The 20,765-nt window shown below is 66.9% G+C and carries 20 protein-coding genes; 16 read left to right on the top strand and 4 right to left on the bottom strand.

Annotation, left to right across the window (positions count from 1 at the left end; translation table 11 throughout):
- Entirely contained in the window at positions 1-1,293 is a 1,293-nt protein-coding gene (locus J7I85_RS13885) for an alkaline phosphatase family protein (RefSeq protein WP_251024339.1), read from the top strand.
- The gene (locus tag J7I85_RS13880) at positions 1,286-2,035 is read left to right on the top strand and encodes a thymidine kinase (RefSeq protein WP_214852575.1); all 750 of its coding nucleotides are present in this window, start codon (positions 1,286-1,288) and stop codon (positions 2,033-2,035) included. The genes J7I85_RS13885 and J7I85_RS13880 overlap by 8 nt, the downstream gene beginning before the upstream one ends.
- A gap of 3 nt (positions 2,036-2,038) precedes the next feature.
- On the opposite strand, the gene sepH is transcribed toward J7I85_RS13880, so the two are convergent.
- Positions 2,039-3,532 carry a septation protein SepH gene (gene sepH, locus J7I85_RS13875; protein ID WP_214852572.1) on the bottom strand — a complete coding sequence of 498 codons (1,494 nt, stop codon included), beginning with the start codon at positions 3,530-3,532 and terminating at the stop codon, positions 2,039-2,041.
- Between the two features lie 259 nt (positions 3,533-3,791).
- Between sepH and J7I85_RS13870 the strand changes: the two genes are divergently transcribed.
- Positions 3,792-4,091, top strand: coding sequence for a DUF4193 domain-containing protein (locus tag J7I85_RS13870; RefSeq protein ID WP_214852571.1), 300 nt, complete (start codon positions 3,792-3,794; stop codon positions 4,089-4,091).
- Positions 4,092-4,118: 27 nt separating this feature from the next.
- Here J7I85_RS13870 and J7I85_RS13865 read toward each other — a convergent pair whose 3' ends face one another.
- Positions 4,119-4,607, bottom strand: a complete 489-nt coding sequence (locus J7I85_RS13865) for a DUF3093 domain-containing protein (protein WP_214852569.1) — start codon at positions 4,605-4,607, stop codon at positions 4,119-4,121.
- 76 nt (positions 4,608-4,683) lie between these two features.
- Between J7I85_RS13865 and dut the strand changes: the two genes are divergently transcribed.
- The 4 genes from dut to J7I85_RS13845 all read left to right on the top strand — a co-directional run bounded on the left by dut (position 4,684) and on the right by J7I85_RS13845 (position 7,090).
- Positions 4,684-5,229 carry a dUTP diphosphatase gene (dut, locus tag J7I85_RS13860; RefSeq protein ID WP_214852567.1) on the top strand — a complete coding sequence of 182 codons (546 nt, stop codon included), beginning with the start codon at positions 4,684-4,686 and terminating at the stop codon, positions 5,227-5,229.
- A gap of 73 nt (positions 5,230-5,302) precedes the next feature.
- The gene (locus J7I85_RS13855) at positions 5,303-6,016 is read left to right on the top strand and encodes a DUF3710 domain-containing protein (protein WP_214852565.1); all 714 of its coding nucleotides are present in this window, start codon (positions 5,303-5,305) and stop codon (positions 6,014-6,016) included.
- Positions 6,009-6,338: a hypothetical protein gene (locus J7I85_RS13850; protein ID WP_214852563.1), complete on the top strand. Its 330-nt coding sequence runs from the start codon at positions 6,009-6,011 to the stop codon at positions 6,336-6,338. The genes J7I85_RS13855 and J7I85_RS13850 overlap by 8 nt, the downstream gene beginning before the upstream one ends.
- Positions 6,335-7,090 (top strand): DUF3159 domain-containing protein, encoded by a 756-nt coding sequence (locus J7I85_RS13845; RefSeq protein ID WP_214852561.1) that lies wholly within the window; start codon positions 6,335-6,337, stop codon positions 7,088-7,090. Before J7I85_RS13850 ends, J7I85_RS13845 begins: the two co-directional genes overlap by 4 nt.
- Here J7I85_RS13845 and J7I85_RS13840 read toward each other — a convergent pair.
- Positions 7,060-7,911 carry a TrkA family potassium uptake protein gene (locus J7I85_RS13840; RefSeq protein WP_214852559.1) on the bottom strand — a complete coding sequence of 284 codons (852 nt, stop codon included), beginning with the start codon at positions 7,909-7,911 and terminating at the stop codon, positions 7,060-7,062. The genes J7I85_RS13845 and J7I85_RS13840 overlap by 31 nt on opposite strands.
- Positions 7,912-8,583, bottom strand: coding sequence for a TrkA family potassium uptake protein (locus J7I85_RS13835; RefSeq protein WP_214852557.1), 672 nt, complete (start codon positions 8,581-8,583; stop codon positions 7,912-7,914).
- A gap of 94 nt (positions 8,584-8,677) precedes the next feature.
- On the opposite strand from J7I85_RS13835, the gene J7I85_RS13830 reads away from it, so the two are divergent.
- The 9 genes from J7I85_RS13830 (at position 8,678) to J7I85_RS13790 (ending at position 20,616) form a co-directional block, all read left to right on the top strand.
- Positions 8,678-10,654, top strand: coding sequence for an APC family permease (locus J7I85_RS13830; RefSeq protein WP_308159487.1), 1,977 nt, complete (start codon positions 8,678-8,680; stop codon positions 10,652-10,654).
- Positions 10,651-12,060, top strand: a complete 1,410-nt coding sequence (locus tag J7I85_RS13825; protein ID WP_214852555.1) for a class I SAM-dependent RNA methyltransferase — start codon at positions 10,651-10,653, stop codon at positions 12,058-12,060. Before J7I85_RS13830 ends, J7I85_RS13825 begins: the two co-directional genes overlap by 4 nt.
- A gap of 154 nt (positions 12,061-12,214) precedes the next feature.
- Positions 12,215-15,040, top strand: a complete 2,826-nt coding sequence (locus J7I85_RS13820; RefSeq protein ID WP_214852553.1) for an aconitate hydratase — start codon at positions 12,215-12,217, stop codon at positions 15,038-15,040.
- Between the two features lie 156 nt (positions 15,041-15,196).
- A complete protein-coding gene (dxs, locus tag J7I85_RS13815; protein WP_214852551.1) occupies positions 15,197-17,170 on the top strand; it encodes a 1-deoxy-D-xylulose-5-phosphate synthase in 1,974 nt (657 codons plus the stop codon).
- Positions 17,167-17,712 carry a DUF402 domain-containing protein gene (locus J7I85_RS13810; RefSeq protein WP_214852549.1) on the top strand — a complete coding sequence of 182 codons (546 nt, stop codon included), beginning with the start codon at positions 17,167-17,169 and terminating at the stop codon, positions 17,710-17,712. The genes dxs and J7I85_RS13810 overlap by 4 nt, the downstream gene beginning before the upstream one ends.
- Positions 17,709-18,269, top strand: coding sequence for a hypothetical protein (locus tag J7I85_RS13805; RefSeq protein ID WP_214852547.1), 561 nt, complete (start codon positions 17,709-17,711; stop codon positions 18,267-18,269). Before J7I85_RS13810 ends, J7I85_RS13805 begins: the two co-directional genes overlap by 4 nt.
- A gap of 47 nt (positions 18,270-18,316) precedes the next feature.
- On the top strand, positions 18,317-18,535 hold the full coding sequence (locus J7I85_RS13800; RefSeq protein WP_111903495.1) for a hypothetical protein: 219 nt from the start codon (positions 18,317-18,319) through the stop codon (positions 18,533-18,535).
- Positions 18,536-18,607: 72 nt separating this feature from the next.
- On the top strand, positions 18,608-19,585 hold the full coding sequence (locus tag J7I85_RS13795) for an aldo/keto reductase (RefSeq protein ID WP_214852545.1): 978 nt from the start codon (positions 18,608-18,610) through the stop codon (positions 19,583-19,585).
- Positions 19,585-20,616 carry a nucleoside hydrolase gene (locus tag J7I85_RS13790; RefSeq protein ID WP_214852543.1) on the top strand — a complete coding sequence of 344 codons (1,032 nt, stop codon included), beginning with the start codon at positions 19,585-19,587 and terminating at the stop codon, positions 20,614-20,616. Before J7I85_RS13795 ends, J7I85_RS13790 begins: the two co-directional genes overlap by 1 nt.
- Positions 20,617-20,765 lie beyond the last annotated feature (149 nt).

Below are 20,765 nucleotides of genomic sequence, written 5' to 3'. Positions count from 1 at the left end.
ATGCGGGAACAGGACAACCATTCTTCAGACTCTGCAACACGAACCACGGAACCCGGCCCTGCCGTAAGCGGGTTGCCGGCCGCCCCGGCCTACGGCCGCCGCTCCGTGGCCGAGGTGCTGGGCAGCGCGGCAGCCAGCCTCGGCGTGCCGGGCTTCGAGAACGCGCTGGGCCTCCCGCAGGCCAAGCGCGTGTGCGTGGTCCTGGCCGACGGGCTGGGACGCAGCCTGCTCAAGCAGAAGACCGCGCACACCCCCTTCCTCCGGGGCGTCCTGCAGCAGGTCCAGGGTGCCGTGCCCGTCTGGCTGGATTCCGCGTTTCCTTCGACCACCGCAGCGTCCCTCGCCAGCCTGGGCACGGGACTCGCTCCCGGCCAGCACGGCCTGGTGGGATATGACGTTTTGGATCCCGCGCAGGACAAAGTGGTCAACATGCTGGGCAACTGGGATGCCGGCGTGGACCCGCAGCAGTGGCAGCCCTTCCCCACGGTCTTCGAACGTGCCTCCGAACATGTTGCCGTCACTACCGTCAGCCTTCCGCAGTTCGGCGGCTCGCCCATGACCCAGGCGGCGTTGCGCGGCGGCACGTTCGTCTCCGGCATCACCTCCCATTCCCGCACTGAGGCGGCGGCCGAGGCGATGGCGGACGCGGAGTCCGCGCTCATGTACTTTTACGTGAACGACCTGGACAAGGCCGGCCACCGGTACGGCGCGCAGTCGCCGCAGTGGGAGCACCAGCTTGAAGAGCTGGATGCCACCGTCAAGCGGCTGGATGCGACCCTCCCGGCAGGAACCACAGTGCTGGTCACGGCCGACCACGGCATGCTGGACGTCGCGGAGTCACAGCGCCTCGACTACGCCGCAGATCCCGCCCTCGTGGACGGCGTCCGGCACACCGCCGGGGAACCGCGCATGGTGCACCTATACCTGGAGGACGACGCCGGCGATGCCGCACGGGAGCGTCTCCTGGCGGCCTGGCGTGCCCGCTTCGGCGACAGGATCTGGGCCTTCACCAGGGAGGAAGCCGTGGCTGCAGGGCTCTTCGGAACGGTCCGGCCCGAGGTCACGGGACGGCTGGGCGATGTGATGGTGGCAGCCCGGGACGCACTGGCGTTCTACGACACGCGCCGGGTGCGTCCGACGGCCATGGAAGTGGTGGGCCAGCATGGTTCCCTGACCAAGGCCGAACGCGAAGTCCCGCTGCTCAGCTTCCAGGCTTCCGGCAAGACAGCCGCAGCTAAGACAGGCAAGGCAGTTTCAGGCAGGACAGCAGGCCGCCGGGGATCCCGTGGCTGAACTCGTCTTTTTCTCCGGAACCATGGACTCCGGCAAGTCCACCCTTGCGCTGCAGATGGACTACAACCACCGCGCCCGCGGCCGGGGCGGGGTGCGGTTCAGCCGCAACGACCGCGCCGGAGACTCCAGGATCTCCAGCCGCCTGGGGCTGCAGACCGAGGCCGTGGAAGTCGTCGATTCCACGGACTTCTGGGACGAAGTGGTGCTCCGCCGCACCCAGGGGATCCGCGTGGACTACCTCATCTGCGATGAGGCACAGTTCTATTCAGCCGCCCAGGTGGAGCAGCTGGCACGCGTGGTGGACGAGATCGAGGTGGACGTCTTTGCCTTCGGCATCACCGCGGACTTCCGGACCCGCCTCTTCCCGGGTTCGCAGCGCCTGATTGAACTCGCGGACCGGGTGCAGGTCCTGCAGGTTGAAGCGTTGTGCTGGTGCGGCCGGCGCGCCACCCAAAACGCCAGGACGGTCGACGGCGTGATGGTCACCGAAGGTGCCCAGGTGGTGGTCGGAGACGTGGACATGGCCGTTGATCCTGCGGCCGGCGATCCCGGCAGTGATGCAGGCTATACGCCCGTGGTGGGATACGAAACGCTGTGCCGGAGGCACTTCATGCGCCGCGTCACCGCTCATGGCGCCAGCATCATTGCCCAGCAGGACCAGCTGCTCCCGTTCGAGGTGGACGCTTGCCTGTGGCACGGTTCCAGCGGAACTGCCAGTGCCCGCGGCCGGTCTGGCAGCTAGTACTTAGTCGCCGCGGGTGCCGAAAACGATTTCGTCCCAGCTGGGAACGCTAGAGCGTTTCGGCCGGGACGGCTGGCGTTCCGGTTCGTCCCGCTCCTGATCGGCGCGGGATGCTCCCTGGCCAGGCTGCGGCCGTGCCCCCTCCATGCGGCTGCCGTCCATGCGGCGCCGGGCATTGCCGCGGCCCAGGAGCTCGTCCAGCCCCGGGTTGGCAGGCGCCGGACGGCCGGTAACCGGGCCGGTGGCCTGCGCCGCCGGTGAGTTGGGCTCCTCGGGCTTGGCCGGACTGTGCTTTTCGGCTGCCGGGTTACCGGGGACTATGGTGATTTCGCGGGTGTGGGTGCTGACGCCGTCGTGAAGCTTCAGCGACTCGTCGTCGGATTCCTCGTGCCGGGGCACCAGGTTGAGGCGGGAGACCATCGAGGGCCGGCCGTCACGGCGTCGTGCCAGCGTGAACTCCGCTGCCGGAGCCTCGGCGGCGCCGTCGTCGTCGTTATCCTCCGGTTCTGACTCGGGATCCTGTTCTGCACCGTCCTGCTGCACAGAATCATCGGGATCCACCGAATTATGCGACTGCCAGGAACCGTCGGCCGGCGCTTCGGCCTCTGTGCCTGCGGGTGCTTCCTCGGCCCGCGGGTGGGCGGCCGGGACACCGTTTGCCAGCAGCAGCGCCAGGGCGTCGTCGCTGTCCTCATCCACACCAAGCCGCTGGCCACGCCGCGAACGCAGCATGTCCAGCAGGCCGTCCGGGTCTTTCTGCTGCTCGGTGCCAGTTCCAGCGCCGGCCCCAATGCCGGTGCGGGCCGCTGCCTCCGCGTCGGTTTCGAAGTCGAATGGCCTGTCGGACACCGCGGACAGCCGGCGGGCCGGCACAGGTCCGTCCAAAGGCTCCAGTTCGCTGAGCTGCTGGGCCCAGCGGTTCGCGTTCTGCAGGGATTTGCGGGTGGGGTTGAAGGTCCACATCGCGGGGGGTTCTTCGCCGATGCTCGCGTGGCCCCCGGGTGCGGCGTCAAACTTGGCCACCACGGTCCAGGTGCCGTCCGGCCGGCGCCATGAATCCCACTCAAGTGTGGAGGACTGGATGCCGTGGGCGGTGAGCCGGTGGGCCACCATGTCGCCGAGGGTGGCAGGGTTGTCGCCGAAGGCCGAACGGTAGACGTCGTGCCCCGGGGCGGGGGAGGCGACCTCCACCTTCTGGGCCTGCTGGGCGGTGTACGCGCGTTCGGCCAGGACTGGCCCTTCGTACCGCTCCACCTTTTCCAGCGGCATGCCGCAGGCGGCGGCAACCTCGGCTGCGGTGGAGCCGCTGCGGATTTTCGCCTGGATGTCGCGGGGGGACAAGGTCACCGAGGCGACCGCGGACAGGCGTGCAGAGGGCCGGCTGGCAGCCAGTCTGAGCGCCTCGTTGATCGGCAGCCGGAACATTGCGCCGTCGGTGCCGCTTAACAGGAGATGCTCCCCGTCGTCGTGCACGCCTACAAGCCGTAGATCCTGCATACAATCCTCCACCCTGGCATTACTATCATTCGAAACTCTGCCACCCCGCACTGTCTTTTCCCGTTAGGGCAGAGGGCGCGCCGCGAAATTCCGGGAGTTTCGGCCGGTTGTTGGAAGCCCGGGGAGGCGTTGGTTCCGGATATGGCTTTTCCCCGCGGCAGAAAGGGAGAATGTGCGCGTGACCGGGCACAAACCAGGTTCGTCCGGCGTTGTGCCGGATGAGTCATTCGAGCGATTCGACGGAGTGTGACAGCAGGCCATGGCGACTGATTACGATGCGCCGCGGAAGTCCGAAGAGGACCTCAGCGAGGACTCGATTGAGGAGCTGAAGACCCGCCGTGTCGAGAAACCGACGGCAGTGGTGGAGGAGGACGAGTCCGACCTCGCCGAAGGCTACGAGCTTCCCGGAGCCGACCTGTCGGGCGAGGAGCTGACGGTCCGCGTGATGCCCGCCCAGGCCGACGAATTCACTTGTGCCTCGTGCTTCCTGGTCCGGCACCGCTCCCAGATCGCCCGCGAAAAGAACGGGCTGCTGTACTGTCGCGACTGTGAAGGCTAGGCGCGATTGCGAGGGCTGACCCCCTACCTAGTCCCCGTTGATGGCGGCCACGAGTTCCTCTGGGCGGCGGGTGGACGTCAGCCAGTACGGCGTGGGGTCCGACGGGTCCGTGATCTCGATCCTGACCACCGGGTCAATCCATCCCCGGATGCACATGTAGGCGAGGCCGTTCAGGCGCGTGCCACGCTCCGCCGTCGCCTCTTTGCCGCGGTGCGCCGCCGCCCCGCCGATCAGGCTGCGTTCGATGCTGGCCCGGCCCACCTGAAGGGTGCGTGTGGTCACCGACACTGACGGCGTGGACAGGACCAGCAGTACGGCTTCGATGGCGAACAGAACAGCGGCTGCCGTGAATCCGGCCACCATACTGATGGGGGCGAAGACCAGGATGCCCGCTGAGGCGATACCCAGGGCCACAACCCAAATCCAGGCGCCGGGCCACAGCTTCTCGGAGAAAAGCACGGTTTCGTCCGGTGAAGACGGGTTGCGGGAAGGGACGGCGGCGCTTGATTCGGGCATGCCCCCAGCTTAGTGGCCCGTATGAGGACCTTCTGCAGTAGGAGGAGTCAGAGCGCGGGCGATAGAGTGTGGGACTGTGACTGACGAATCAACTGCCATGACATCCTTGGCGCAGCAAGCCCCCACGGCTGCCGCTGCGCAGCCGCCCAGGGCGGAATTCGGAGCACCCACGGTGCAGGTGCAGCTGAAAATGCTCGACGACGGCCTGGAAGCGCCGTCGTACGCCCACCCCGGTGACGCCGGGGCGGATCTGCGGGCCCGCGAGGACGTGGTGCTCGAGCCGGGCGAGCGGCGCCTCGTCCCCACCGGTGTATCCATCGCCCTGCCTGATGGTTTTGTAGCCCTCATCCACCCCCGCTCGGGCCTCGCCACCAAGCACGGGCTTACCGTCGTGAATGCACCTGGGACTGTCGACGCCGGGTACCGCGGAGAGATCGCGGTGACGCTGCTCAACACCGACCGGGACCAGGCCATAGAACTGCGGCGCGGCGATAGAATTGCACAGATGGTGATCCAGCGCGTGGAGCACGCGCAGTTCGTCGCCGTGGGGGAGCTGAACGACTCTGTCCGCGGTGCCGGCGGGTTCGGCTCCACGGGCGGGTTTGCCGTTCCGGGCACGTAGCGGCACAACACCGGCTGAGCTGCACACCCGCGATTCGGGGCGCGCGACACGATCACAACTAAGGAGACAACGCATGGTTTTTGGGCGGGGCAAGAAAGCCAAGAAGCAGGAATCGGCAGAACCGGAGGACTTCCAGGAGGATGTCACCCCGGAACCGGCCGAGAATGCCGCGGACAACCGCAGGGCCAACGGCCCCTTCGACGTCTCCGAGGTCAGCAGCCGCGACGGCTATGTGGACCTCGGCGCCCTGCTCATTGCCCCGCGCGACGGACTCCAGCTCCGGCTTGAAGTTGAGGAAGCAACCCAGCGCGTCGTCGCCGTGACCATGGACCTTGAGGGGTCGAGCCTGCAGCTGCAGGCATTTGCCGCGCCCCGCTCCGAAGGGCTCTGGGACGAGATCCGGGAGCAGCTCGGGCAGTCTGTGGGTGGCCAGGGCGGCCAGGTTGAGGAGATCCCGGGAGAGTACGGCGTCGAACTCGTGGCCAAGCTGCCGGCAGGCGCCCCGGACGGCAGTCAGGGTTACCGTGCCGCCCGCTTCATCGGCGTCGACGGCCCCCGCTGGTTCCTGCGCGGCGTTTTCGGTGGCGAGGCCGCGCTGGACCGTGAAGCGGCCGCCGGCCTCGAGGACCTGTTCCGGAAAATCGTCGTCATCAGGGGCGAGAACCCCATGCCGCCCCGCGACCTGCTGCAGCTGCGCCTGCCCAAGGACGCTGCGGGACCCGTGGCCCCCAGCGCGCCGGACCTCGAGCAGCCCGAGCGCGGGCCGGAGATCACTCAGATTGGTTGACGCAGGCGGCCCGCAGGACCAGGCGGTACCCATCGGCGGGCTGCCGGAGCGCGGGCGCGTCCTGTGCCACGGATTTATCGAGTCGGTAACCTACGCGCCCCCGTCGCAAGTGGCAGCCTTCATGGCCGTCGTCTCGGACCACGACACCCCGGTCACGAAACGACGCGGGCGGCTGCGGGTCATCTGGCTGGGCCGCCGCCGCATTCCAGGGATCGACGCGGGGACGGAACTTAGACTCGAAGGCATGCTGACCGTAAAAGAAGGTATGCCCACCATGTTCAACCCCCGCTACGAGATATTGTCCCGCCAGGAGAACCAATGACTTTGCCTGAGAACCCCGATTCGGGACCGGGCAGCGAAGAACCCAAGCCCGCGCCCGAGACCCCGGGTTTTGCAGGGCTGGCCGAGGACTACGCGTCCAAGGCAGGGCTGCACCGTACCCACGACGGCCGCATCGACGTGCTCAAGAGCGCCGGCGGTTACCAGGGAATCGCCGAGAGCATCCTGCCCGGCCTGGTCTTCCTGGTCGCCTTCACCGCCACCAGCGCCCTGACGCCGTCGCTCATTGCTGCCCTGGGCACCGCCGCCATCTTCACCGTGGTCCGGCTCGTGCAGCGCCGTCCGCTGACCCAGGCACTGGCCGGCGTCGTCGGTGTGGGCATCTCCGCATGGCTCGCCAACACCACCGGCAAGGCCGAAGACTTTTATCTTCCGGGATTCCTGACCAACGCGGCCTACATCGTGGCGATGGTCATCTCCATCGCCGTCCGCTGGCCGATCGCGGGCCTGCTGTTCGGGTTCATCCGGAACGAGGGCCTGGACTGGCGCAAGGACCCGGCCCGGGTGCGCGCCTACCGGCTGGGCACATGGATCATTGTCGGCGTGCTGCTGCTGCGCCTGCTGGTGCAGGTTCCCCTGTACCTGATGGGTCCGGACGGGCTGGCGGCATTGGCCACCACCAGGCTCATCATGGGAGCGCCGCTGTACATCCTCGGTGTGTGGCTCGCCTGGCTCATCACCAGGCCTGCGGCAACGCCGGACGGTCAGCCGTCGAAGCCGTCGTCGTCCAGCTGATCTGCAGTTGCCGGCGCCACTGCTGCGGTCGCGCCGGCCTGCGGTGAAGCGCCGGTGGTCTGCCCCTCGCCGGACGCTTGTCCGTCGCCTGAACTGAATCCCTCGCTTGAACCGTGCCCCTCATTGGACGCGTCCCCTTCGCTGGAGCCGTGTCCTTCGCTGGAGCCGGGTGACAGGAGCTCGCGCAGCTGGTTTTCGGCCGCGATGGTGGTGACGAAAAACAGCTCGTCGCCGCCGTCAATGACATCGTCCCGGCTGGGTGTGATCGGTGCCTGGTCCCGCAGGATGGCCACCAGCGTGGAGTCCTCCGGCCAGTCGATGTCGCCCACCGTCAGCCCGATGGCGTGGGAGTCATGCGGCACCGTGAACTCGACGATGGACGAGACACCTGTCTGCAGGGTCAGCAGCCGGACCAGGTCGCCGATCTCCACAGCTTCCTCCACCAGCGCCGTCATGAGCTGGGGCGTGTTCACGGCAACGTCCACGCCCCACGAGTCATTGAACATCCAGTCGTTCTTCGGGTTGTTCACGCGTCCCACGGTGCGTCCGATGCCGAACTCGGTCTTGGCCAGCAGCGAGACGACGAGGTTCACCTTGTCATCGCCTGTGGCGGAAACCACCACGTCCGCGTCCTCGAGCTTCGCATCCTGCAGAGTGCTCAACTCGCAGGCGTCGCCCACCAGCCAGTGCGCCCCGCGCAGGCCGCTGCGCCCAATCACCTCAGGCTTCAGGTCGATCAGCAGGATCTCGTGCTTGTGGGCCAGCAGCTCACGGGCAATCGAGGAGCCGACGCTTCCGGCCCCGACGATGACGACTTTCACTTAGGACTCCTTGGCGGGTGCTTTGGCGAGGATGTGGGCGACTTCGGACGTGCGGTCCGCCCGCAGCATGGCGTGCACGGTATCGCCGTCCTGGTAGGAGGTGCCCGCGGCGGGCAGTATCCCTTCGCCGAACCTTGTCAGGTAGGCGACCCGGACGTCGGCCACCTTTTCGATGGAGGAGACCGGATGGCCCACCCATTCCGGGTGGAGGTCGAGTTCGGCCAGCACGAGGCGGCCGGAGGGGTCGCGGAAGTCGCCGGCGAGGTGCTGTTCCGGAAGGATGCGGCGCAGGACCTGGTCGGCGCTCCAGCGCACCGCGGCCACCGTGGGGATGCCCAGCCGCTGGTAGATCTCGGCGCGGCCGGGATCGTAGATGCGGGCCACGACGTGCGGCACGTGGAAGGTCTCGCGCGCCACCCTGGTCGCCAGGATATTGGAGTTGTCGCCGCTGGATACTGCCGCGAAGGCATAGGCGTCTGCAACGCCCGCCTGCGTCAGGGTGTCGCGGTCGAAGCCGACGCCGGTGACTTTCCGGCCGGTGAAGCCCGAGCGGAGGCGGCGGAAGGCGCGGTCGTCCTGGTCGATGATGGCCACCGAATGGCCGGCGTCCTCGAGCGTGTGCGCCAAGGTGGCCCCGACGCGTCCACAACCCATGATCACGAAGTGCGCCACGCGTTCTCTCCTCAACTCTCGCCGACTGCTCCGTAAGACTCTACCGCCGGAAACCTGCCATGACATCGCGTGCGAATCAGACTAACTTTGTGTGGTGCTGACAATTCTGAATGCCGTGAAGCGCGTGCTGGTGGGGAGGCCCTTCCGGAACGACAGGATGGCCCACACGCTCCTGCCGAAGAGGATAGCGCTGCCCATCTTCGCCTCGGATGCACTGTCCTCCGTTGCCTACGCCCCCGATGAGATTCTCCTCACGCTGGCCTTGGCCGGCGTGAGCGCCGTGGCATTCTCACCGCTCGTGGGCCTCGCTGTCATGGTGGTCCTGCTGACCGTCGTGGCGTCCTACCGCCAGAACGTCCACGCCTACCCCTCAGGCGGAGGCGACTATGAGATCGCCAACGTGAACCTGGGCAAGTACGCCGGACTGACCGTGGCGTCTGCGCTGCTCGTGGACTACGTGCTCACCGTTGCCGTGTCCATGTCATCCGCGGCCGCCTACCTCACCACCGCTATCCCGTCACTCCATGGCCAGCAGGCACTGATCGCCACTATCGGCGTGGTGCTCCTGGCGCTCGTCAACCTGCGCGGCATCAAGGAAGCAGGCAGCGTTTTCGCGGTGCCGACGTACATCTTCATGGCCTCCATCCTGGGCATGACCGCCGTCGGCATCTTCCAGGCCGTGACCGGCCAGCTGGGCCGGGCGCCCTCGGCCGCGTTCGAGATTGTCCCCGCCCCTGGTTTCGACCAGGGCCTCGTCGGACTCGCGGGCGCATTCCTGCTGTTGCGGGCATTCTCATCGGGTGCCGCCGCCCTGACGGGTGTGGAAGCCATCAGCAACGGCGTACCCAACTTCCAAAAGCCGAAGAGCAAGAACGCGGCCAGCACGCTGCTGCTGCTCGGGATCATCGCCTCAGCCATGCTGGCAGGCATTATCTACCTGGCCAACGCCACCAAAGTGCACATCGTGCTGGATCCGGCAACGGAGTTCCTGCTCAACGGGCAGCCGTTGCCCGAGGGCTACATCCAGAACCCGGCCATCAGCCAGATCGCGCAGACCATCTTCGGTGCCGGCTCCATTCCGTTCTACATCGTGGTCGCGGCCACGGGCGTCATCCTCGTCTTTGCCTCCAACACGGCCTTCAACGGCTTTCCGGTGCTGGGCTCCATCCTCGCCCAGGACGGATACCTGCCCCGGCAGCTGCGCACCCGCGGCGACAGGCTTGCCTTCAGCAACGGTGTGCTTGCCCTGGCGGCCGGCGCCCTGGTGCTGATCCTGTCGTTCAACGCGGATGTCACCAAGCTCATCCAGCTGTACATCGTCGGCGTTTTCATTTCGTTTACGGCAAGCCAGCTGGGCATGGTCCGGCACTGGGGCCGCGAGCTGAAGCTGGCCAGGGACAAGGCCGTCCGGCGCCGGATGATCAAGTCGCGCACCATCAACATGATCGGCTTCGGCATGACCGCGCTGGTGCTGGTGATCGTGCTGATCACCAAGTTCGAACAGGGTGCCTGGATTGCCCTGCTTGCCATGTTCGTGCTGTTCCTCATCATGTGGAGCATCCGCGCGCACTACGACAACGTGGCCAAGGAGCTGGCGGTCGACGAGGATTCGTCGCCGCGCGCCCTGCCCACCCGCGTGCACGCAGTGCTGCTGGTGTCCCATGTCCGCAAGCCCGTGCTCCGGGCGCTGGCCTATGCGCGCGCTTCCCGGCCGTCGCGGCTGGACGCCATCACGGTGGACATTAACGCCGAGGAAACAGCGCACACGCTTGCCGACTGGGAGAAACTGGAGATCCCGGTTCCGCTGACCATCCTCGCCAGCCCCTACCGCGAGACGGTCACGCCGATCATGGACTACATCAAGAACATGCGCCGGGACTCGCCCCGGGACCTGATCGTGGTCTATATCCCCGAGTACGTGGTGGGCAAATGGTGGGAGCAGCTGGTGCACAACCAGACAGCCCTCCGCATCAAGACCCGGCTCCACTTTGAGCCGGGCGTCATGGTTGCCAGCGTCCCCTGGCAGCTCAAATCATCCGAAGAAGCCAAGAGACTGCAGGACATTCAATGAGCCCGGACACCCAGACCACCTCCACCGGACTCGAACTGGTGGTCGACGTCGGCCCCGTCGCCCACGGCGGACACTGCGTTGCCCGCCATGAGGGCCGCGTCGTGTTCGTCCGCCACGGCATCCCGGGGGAGCGGGTGCGGGTCCGGCTCACCGACGCCGAAGAGAAGGCCAAGTTCTGGCGCGCGGACGTTGTGGAAGTCCTCGATGCTTCGCCGGACCGGGTTCCGCACTTCTGGCGAAGCGCCGATTCCGCCGGCTCCTGGGCACACGGGCGTCCGCCGGTCGGCGGCGCCGAACTCGGCCACGTGTCGCTGCAGCGCCAGCGGAGGCTCAAATCGGAGGTGCTGGCCGAACAGCTCCGGCGGCTGGCCGCCGTCGAACTCTCCCCGGACGTGGAAGCGGTCGGACAAGCCGCAAAAGCCGACGGCGCCGGACTAGCGGACGGTGCCGGACAAACGGACGGTGCCGGAAAAGCGGACGACGGCGGGGCCGGCCTTGCGTGGCGCACGCGCGCCAGCTTCGGCGTCACCCAGAGCGGCCGGCTCGGCATGCATGCCCACCGCTCCGACCAGGTGATTCCCGTACAGGAAATGCCCCTGGCGGTGGACGGCATCAACGCCCTGCGGCTGTGGGATGTGGACCTTCAGGGCATCGAACGGGTGGAGGTGGCCGCGCCCGCCAATGGCTCGCGGCCGCTCGTACTGCTCGCCCCCGCCCCGGGGACCCGCGCCAAACGGCTGAACTCCATCCTGGCTCAGCTTCCCGCGGACGTGTCCGTGGCCAGCTACGATCCGCTCAAAAATGAGACTCTGCAGCTCCGCGGCCGGACCTGGGTCCAGGAATCTGCGGCCGGCCACGACTACCGGGTCACTGGTGCGGGGTTCTGGCAGATCCACCGCGACGCGCCGGAAACCCTGGTGGGTGCCGTCACCGGATTCCTGCACGAGGGCGGGTTCCTGGAACCCGGCGCCGCGGTGGCCGACCTCTACGCCGGTGCAGGCCTCTTCACGGCCCCGCTGGCCGACGCGGTGGGGGAGACCGGGTCCGTCCTGTCGGTGGAGGGGGCCCCGGGCACCAGCCGGGACGCCCGGAAAAACCTGCACGGTTCACCGCAGGTGGAGATCGTGCAGGGCAAGGTGGAGCGGGTGCTCCGCCAGCGGCCCCGCCAGTTCGACGCCCTCATTCTCGACCCGCCGCGCGCCGGTGCGGGCAAGGCCGTGGTCAGCCAGCTGATTGCCTCAAGCCCCCGCGCCATTGCCTATGTGTCCTGCGACCCGTCGTCGTTCGCACGAGACATTGGTTACTTCCAGGAGGGCGGCTGGCAGCTGGCCGGGTTGCGGGCCTTCGACCTGTACCCGCACACGCACCACCTGGAGACAGTCGCGCTGCTGACTCCCCGCGGCTGATGTGGCTAGGATGGGCGTAGTAGTCCCACGTCGCGCGCCGTATTCTCGGCTGACCCCATGCTCTTGTGTATGACCTTGTACTAGTTAGGATGACCTAACTAGCAAGCGGTCTACCGCGCGACAAAGATGAAACTGTTGCGAGAGGAGTCCTGCGATGAGCACTGTGGACAGCTTCGGTTCAAAAGGCAAACTTAATGTAGCCGGAACCGAATACGAAATTTTCCGGTTGAACTCCGTTGAAGGTTCAGAAAACCTTCCGTTCAGCCTCAAGGTATTGCTTGAAAACCTGTTGAGGACCGAGGACGGCGCGAACATCACCGCCGATCACGTCCGCGCCCTGGCGGGATGGGACCCTAATGCCCAGCCCGACACCGAAATCCAGTTCACGCCTGCCCGCGTGATCATGCAGGACTTCACTGGTGTTCCCTGCGTGGTGGACCTTGCCACCATGCGCGAGGCAGTGAAGGAGCTTGGCGGCGATCCAAAGAGGGTGAACCCGCTTGCTCCGGCCGAGATGGTCATTGACCACTCCGTCCAGATCGATGTCTTCGGTAACTCCGGCGCACTGGAGCGCAACATGGAGATCGAATACCAGCGCAATGGTGAGCGCTACCAGTTCCTGCGCTGGGGCCAGACCGCGTTCGACGACTTCAAGGTTGTCCCGCCGGGAACCGGCATCGTGCACCAGGTCAACATTGAGTACCTGGCCCGCACCGTGATGACCCGCGAAGTGGACGGCGCGGTTCGTGCCTACCCCGACACCTGCGTCGGCACCGACTCCCACACCACCATGGTCAACGGCCTGGGCGTGCTGGGCTGGGGCGTCGGCGGCATCGAGGCCGAGGCCGCAATGCTGGGCCAGCCCGTTTCCATGCTGATCCCGCGCGTCGTGGGCTTCAAGCTGACCGGTTCCATCCCGGCCGGCGCCACCGCCACCGATGTCGTCCTCACCATCACCGAGCAGCTGCGCAAGCACGGTGTTGTGGGCAAGTTCGTGGAGTTCTACGGCGAAGGCGTGGCGGCAGTTCCGCTGGCCAACCGCGCCACCATCGGCAACATGAGCCCGGAGTTCGGTTCCACGGCCGCCATGTTCCCGATCGACGACGTCACCCTCGACTACCTGCGCCTCACCGGCCGCTCCGAGGAAAACGTCGCCCTGGTTGAGTCCTACGCGAAGGAACAGGGCCTCTGGCACGATCCTTCCCGAGAGATCAAGTTCTCCGAGTACCTCGAACTGGACCTCTCCACCGTGGTTCCGTCGATCGCCGGCCCGAAGCGTCCCCAGGACCGCATCGAGCTGACCGAGGCCAAGGACGAGTTCCGCCACGACCTGAAGAACTACGTCACCCACGACGCCGATGCCGGCTCCCTGGACGAGTCGCTGGAGGAAAGCTTCCCGGCTTCCGACCCGCCCTCGTTCACCACCGGTGCCACCCACGTGACCGACAGTGACCGCGTTCCGCCGAAGTACTCCGCCGCTCACGGCGCCGAAGGCCGCACCTCCAGCCCCGTCGCCGTGAAGATGGAAGACGGCCGCGAGTTCGACCTGGACCACGGAGCGGTGACCATCGCGTCGATCACCTCGTGCACCAACACGTCCAACCCCTCGGTCATGCTTGCCGCCGCCGTGCTGGCACGCAACGCCGTGAACAAGGGCCTCACCGCCAAGCCGTGGGTCAAGACCTCTGTCGCCCCCGGCTCCAAGGTGGTCACGGACTACTACGAGAAGTCGGGCCTCACCCCGTATCTGGAGAAGCTGGGCTTCTACATCGTGGGCTACGGCTGCGCCACCTGCATCGGCAACTCCGGCCCGCTGGAAGCCGAGATCTCCGAGGCCATCCAGGCCAACGACCTCGCCGTCAGTGCTGTGCTCTCGGGCAACCGCAACTTCGAAGGCCGCATCAACCCGGACGTCAAGATGAACTACCTGGCCTCCCCGCCGCTGGTCATCGCCTACGCCCTGGCCGGTTCCATGGACTTCGACTTCGAAGCCGACGCCCTGGGCAAGGACGAAGCAGGCAACGACGTCTTCCTCAAGGACATTTGGCCTAACCCGGTCGAGGTCCAGGAAGTCATCGACTCCTCCATCGACAAGGAGATGTTCGCCAAGGGTTACGAGGGTGTCTTCGAGGGCGACGACCGCTGGAAGGCGCTCGACACCCCGGCCGGCGACACCTTCGCGTGGGATGAGAAGTCCACGTACGTCCGGAAGCCCCCGTACTTCGAGGGCATGAAGGCCAAGCCGGAGCCCGTTCAGGACATCTCCGGTGCGCGCGTGCTGCTCAAGCTCGGCGACTCCGTCACCACGGACCACATTTCCCCGGCCGGTTCGTTCAAGTCCGACACCCCTGCCGGCCAGTACCTGCTGGCCAACGGCGTGGAGCGCAAGGACTTCAACTCCTACGGCTCGCGCCGTGGCAACCACGAGGTCATGATCCGCGGCACGTTCGCGAACATCCGCATCAAGAACCAGCTCCTGGACGGCGTGGAGGGCGGCTTCACCCGCGACTTCACCCAGGCTGACGGCCCGCAGGCTTACGTCTACGACGCCGCGCAGAACTACCAGGCAGCCGGCACCCCGCTGGTGGTCCTGGCCGGCAAGGAGTACGGCTCCGGTTCGTCCCGTGACTGGGCAGCCAAGGGCACGGCACTGCTGGGCGTCAAGGCCGTCATCGCCGAGAGCTACGAGCGCATCCACCGCTCCAACCTCATCGGCATGGGCGTCCTGCCGCTGCAGTTCCCGGCCGGCGAGTCCGCTGCCACGCTGGGCCTGACGGGCACGGAAACCTTCGCTGTGGAGGGCGTAACCGCCCTGAACGAAGGCACCACGCCCAAGACCCTCAAGGTCACCGCCACCGCCGAGGACGGTTCCACCAAGTCCTTCGACGCAGTGCTCCGCATCGACACCCCGGGTGAAGCGGACTACTACCGCAACGGCGGCATCCTGCAGTACGTTCTGCGCCAGATCTCCGCTAACTAGCGGGATTTAGCCGGGCCAGCCCCGGTAAGCAGTGCGGTGAGGCCCCGGCCGGTCAGCAGACCGGCCGGGGCCTCTGCCTTGCTGCTGGCGCTGCCCGAGTGCCAGCGCGGAGGCGTTAGAGTTAATAGGCATGTCTACCAGCCGAAGGAGGGGCCGTTGGGAATCTTGGAGACCATCCGGAATCCGCAGGACCTGAGCAAGTTGTCCGCGGCGCAGCTGAATCAGCTGGCCGCCGAGGTCAGGGAATTCCTGATCGGCAACGTCTCCCAGACGGGAGGGCACCTGGGTCCCAACCTCGGCGTCGTCGAACTGACCATGGCGGTGCACCGGATCTTCGATTCGCCCCGCGACAGCATTGTCTTTGACACCGGCCACCAGTCATACGTGCACAAGCTCCTCACCGGACGGCACGACTTCAGCACCCTCCGCCAGCAGGACGGCATGTCCGGCTACCCCGACCGCGCAGAGTCGGAGCATGACATCGTCGAGAGCTCCCACGCCTCATCCTCGCTGTCCTGGGCCGACGGCATTTCCCGCGCCCGGCAGCTGACCGGTGACGGCGACCGGTACGTCGTCGCCGTCGTCGGTGACGGCGCGCTCACCGGCGGCATGGCCTGGGAAGCCATCAACAACATCGCGGCGGACAAGAAGCGCCGCGTCGTGATTGTCGTCAACGACAACGGCCGCTCCTACGCCCCCACCGTCGGAGGCTTTGCCGACTACCTGGCGTCCCTGCGCCCCACCATCGACTCCCTCCGCACCGCCCCCGCCTACGAGGGCGCCCTGGACTGGTGGAAGAAAAAGCTCCAGAACGGCGGCCCCGCCGGCCAGTTCACCTACAAGAGCCTGCACGCCATGAAAAAGGGCATCAAGGACTGGTGGGCGCCGCAGGGCATGTTCGAGGACCTCGGCATGAAGTACATCGGCCCGGTGGACGGCCACAACCTGCAGGCCATGGAACACGCCCTGTCCACCGCCAAACACTACGCCGGTCCGGTCATCGTGCACGCCATGACCGAAAAGGGGCACGGCTACGCGCCGGCCCGGGCGCACGAAGCGGACCAGTTCCACGCCGTCGGGATCATCGACCCCGAAACGGGCGAGCCGGCAGAAGTCGGCGGGGCGAAGTCCTGGACGTCGGTGTTCGCCGATGAAATCGCGGACCTCGCCGACGAGCGCAAAGACATTGTCGGCATCACCGGCGCCATGCTCATCCCGGTCGGGCTGCACAAGTTCGCGGCGCGCTACCCGGAGCGCGTGTTCGACGTCGGCATTGCCGAACAGCACGCGCTCACGTCCGCGGCGGGCATGGCTTTCGGCGGGCTGCACCCGGTGGTGGCTGTCTACGCCACCTTCCTCAACCGCGCCTTTGACCAGCTCCTGATGGACGTCGCCCTGCACAAGGCGGGCGTGACGGTTGTCCTGGACCGCGCCGGCGTCACCGGCCCCGACGGCGCAAGCCACCACGGGATGTGGGACATGGCCATGGTCCAGATCGTTCCCGGGCTCCACTTGGCTGCGCCGCGCGATGCCTCGCGGCTGCGCGAAGAGCTCCGCGAAGCCGTCGCCATCGAGGACGCCCCCACTGTGATCCGCTATTCCAAGGGAACTGTCGGCGCCGAGGTCGAGGCCATTGAACGGCTGGCCGACGGCGTGGACGTGCTGTCCCGCCGCCCGGCCGGATCTACCGAGAACGATGTCCTGATTGTCAGCGTGGGCGGCATGTCCGAGCTGGCCCTGAACGTCGCCAACCGGCTGGGCGCGCAGGGAATCAGCTCCACCGTCGTGGACCCTCGCTGGGTCCTCCCGGTGCGGAAGTCGATCATCGCCCTGGCCGCCAGGCACCGTTTGGTCATCTGTATCGAGGACGGCGTCCGGGCCGGAGGAGTCGGATCCAGAATCCGCCAGGAGATGCGCGCCGCCGGTGTGGACACTGCCCTCAACGAGGTTGGCCTGCCCGTCGAATTCCTGGACCACGGCACCCGGAGCCAGGTGCTGGAGCGGGTGGGCCTGACCGCCCAACAGATCACCCACGACGTCGTCGCCCAGGTCCTTGGGACCAAGGTTCCGTTCGCCCGTCCGCTGCCCGGCCAGGAACACCCCACCACCGGAAGCCTGCCCAAACTGTGAGGGAGCCCGATTCCCTGCAGCCAGGGGAACTGGTGGTGTCCCGCAACCGCAAATGGGACGGCTCGGCACACTGGGTGGTGCCTGGCAGGTACCTTGGCGAGGACCAGCACGGCTGGTGGATCTTCCAACCGGCCAACGAGTTCTGTTCCCGGCCCGGCGCCGCCTTTTACACCGCGTCCGATGCCGTGCTGCTGGTTCCGCGGACCGGCGAGTTCGTCGTGACCTTCTATGACGACACCTATCTGGGCGACTTCCGCGTCTACGTCGACCTGGCCACCGGCCACGAGTGGCGCAGGATCCAGCAGGGCGTCACTGAATTCCACGTCATCGACATGGACCTCGACGTGATCCGCTCGGTGCAGCGCGGCGTGTTCGTCGACGACGAGGACGAGTTCGCCGAGCACAGGCTCCGCATGGAGTACCCTGAGACGCTGGTGCACGCCATGCAGGCCGAGTGCGACGCCCTGTTCCTTGCCGTCAAGGGCCAGGACGCGCCATTTGACGGCACAGACACCAGTTGGTTTACGAGAGGACGGGCATGAGCGGAATTATCCGGGTCTACAAACGCGACGACGAAGGAACCCTGCTGTTCCGGGAAGCCTGGTACGACGAGGACTACAGCCAGTTCGTCATGAACCATGGCGCCGTGGGGCACCAGAGCAAGACCCAGGAAACCGACGTGCCGGACGCCGAGGCAGCCGAGCGCCTGATGGACGCCTTCGAGGCGGCCTGCACCGAGGACGGCTACGCCGAGATTCCCGACGAGGAGCAGTACTGGGTGGTGGCTCAGTACGCGCTCAAGACCAGGGAGGGCACCAGCCGCGACCGCTACCTGGAGGAAAAGGCGAAGGACGCGCTCTCGGGCCACCTGGCCTGGCGCGGCCTGGGCATTGTGGACCGCTCGGAATTCAGCGACGCCAAGCTCAACATCTTCTGCCTTTGCCCGGACGTGAACAAGGCCGTGAACGCGATCAAGGTCTGCATCCGTGGCGAGGACCTGGACTTCACCAAGCTGAGCATTGGAGCCGCCCCGTTCAGCGACCCCTCGGCCCTGAAGCTCAAGCATTCACCCAAGCAGGTGGCCAGCTTCACCCTCTAAAGCAGTTCAAGCACCCAACGCAGTCAGCACCAGGAAGGCAGAACGTCATGACGAAGAAGTCAGCCCAGCCGGGACGCACGCCGCTTCCGCGGGGCCTCGCCTCGCCCGACCGCAGAATCCTCGCCCACTCCGGCGTGGAGTCCCTTGAGCAGCTGGCGCAGTTCGGCCGGCGCCAGCTGGCGGCGCTGCCGGGCATCTGCCCGCGGACCCTGGCGCAGCTCCAGGATGCGCTGGAGGAGCACGGCCTGGAGTTCGCCTCCGCCTGAGGGGTTCCTCGAGGAGCCGGCCGGAAAGGCGGGCCGCGAGAGCTGCCGCCGGGGACGTTATAGGGTGATCCCATGACTGAATACCGCCGTCTTGGAAAATCCGGACTGACCGTCTCCGTCGTGGGCCTTGGCTGCAACAACCTCGGCCGGGCCAACACGGTGACCGAATCGCAGGAGGGCACGGACGCCGTCGTTCGTGCCGCCCTCGACGCCGGGATCACACTCTTCGACGTCGCCGATACTTACGGCCGCGAACCGGGACTCAGCGAAACGATGCTCGGCAGGGCGCTGGGGGCCAGGCGGGACGACGTCGTGGTGGCCACGAAGTTTGGCATGGACATGCGCGGAGCCAACGGCGAGGACTTCGGAGCCCGCGGTTCACGCCGCTATGTCATCCGCGCCGCGGAGGCCTCCCTCCGCCGGCTCGGAACCGACTACATCGACCTGTACCAGTTCCACACGCCCGACCCTTTGACGCCGATCGAGGAGACCCTCGACGCACTGAACGACCTCGTCACCAGCGGCAAGGTGCGCTACATCGGCCACTCGAACCGCGCCGGCTGGCAGATCGCCGACGCCGAATACGTGGCGCGCGCCCGCGGCGGGGCCCGGTTTGTCTCCGCTCAGAACCACTACAACCTCCTGGACCGCCGCGCAGAGCAAGAAGTCACTCCGGCGGCCGAGGCCTACGGGCTGGGCGTGCTGCCTTACTTCCCGCTGGCCAACGGCCTCCTGACCGGCAAGTACGTGCAGGACCAGGCGCCGGAAGGTTCACGCCTCAGCCACACACGGACCAACTTGGTGCACGAAGCCGACTGGCAGCAGCTGAAGGCGTTCAGCGCCTTCGCCGCCGCCCGTGACCTGACTGAAGTGCAGGTGGCCTTCTCCTGGCTTGCGGCGCAGCCGTCTGTCAGCAGCGTGATAGCTGGCGCCACGCGTCCGGAGCAGGTCCGGCAGAATGCCGGGGCGGTGGCCTGGGTGCCGGACCGGGCCGAACTTGACGAACTGGATGCCATCTTCCCGCAGACCCCCAAGGTGGCCCTGTTCTGATGCCGTCCATCCTCATGGATGTTGACACCGGGATCGATGACGCCCTCGCGCTGGTCTACCTGCTGTCCCGGCCGGAGGTCCGGATCGAGGCCATCACCTGCACGGCGGGCAATGTGGGTGCCCGCCAGGTGGCACTGAACAACCTCGCACTGCTGGAACTCTGCGGCCGGGCCGGCATTGAAGTTGCAGTGGGTGCGGAAGTGCCCCTGGAGATTCCGCTGGTCACCACGGAGGAAACGCACGGCCCGCAGGGTATCGGCTATGCCGAGCTCCCGCCGCCGAAGCGCGGGATATCACCGCGGCATGCCGTTGACGTGTGGGTGGAAACGGCCCGGGCACGCCCGGGTGAGGTCACTGGACTCATCACCGGGCCGCTGACGAACTTCGCGCTGGCGCTGCGGGCGGAACCGGACCTTCCCAAGCTGCTCAAGGGGCTGGTCATCATGGGCGGTTGCTTTAACTACCAGGGCAACACGACGCCGACGGCGGAGTGGAACGTTTCCGTGGACCCGCACGCCGCCGCGGAGGTCTTCGCCGCCTACGGCGGCCTTCCGGAGGACAGCCTTCCGGTGGTGTGCGCCCTCGAGACCACGGAACGCATCGAGCTGCGGCCCGAGCACCTGCGGCGGCTCGCCGAGGCCGCCGGAGCCGAACCGGAACTCGTGCTGCCCGAACAGTCGGAAGGCCAGCGCAGCGGCTCGGGCAACCCGCTCGTGGCGTGCCTCTCGGATGCCATCCGCTTCTACATGGAGTTCCACCGGCTCTACGACCAGGGCTACATCGCGCACATGCATGACGCGTTCGCCGCAGCCGCGGCCGTCGGACGCACCCCGTTCGGCACGCGGCCGGCCACCGTGCACGTGGAAACGGAATCGTCCCGTCTGGTCGGGACCACCGTTGCCGACTTCCGGGGCATCTGGAAGGAGCCGTTCAATGCCAGGATTGTCACCTCAAACGATCCCGAGCAGTGCTTCGACGAACTGATCTCCTCGGTGGGCAAGCTGGCCGCGGCAGTGGGGCAGCGTAGCTAGCCGTGCCTCCGGGTCGGTAGGATGGTAGCCGCGCCAAGGTGACATAGGCGCCCGCTTCCGCGTTCGCGGAAGATCACGCCACGGGTGCGGGACCCGCCGTTTTCAGCCTAAGGATCCACCATGTCACAGATCCTTCTATGGTTGTCAAG

It is taken from the genome of Arthrobacter sp. ISL-65 (genome assembly GCF_018613795.1).
GTDB lineage: Bacteria > Actinomycetota > Actinomycetes > Actinomycetales > Micrococcaceae > Arthrobacter.
Note: the sequence above shows the minus strand (reverse complement) of the source record. Positions and strands in the feature narration are given on the sequence as shown.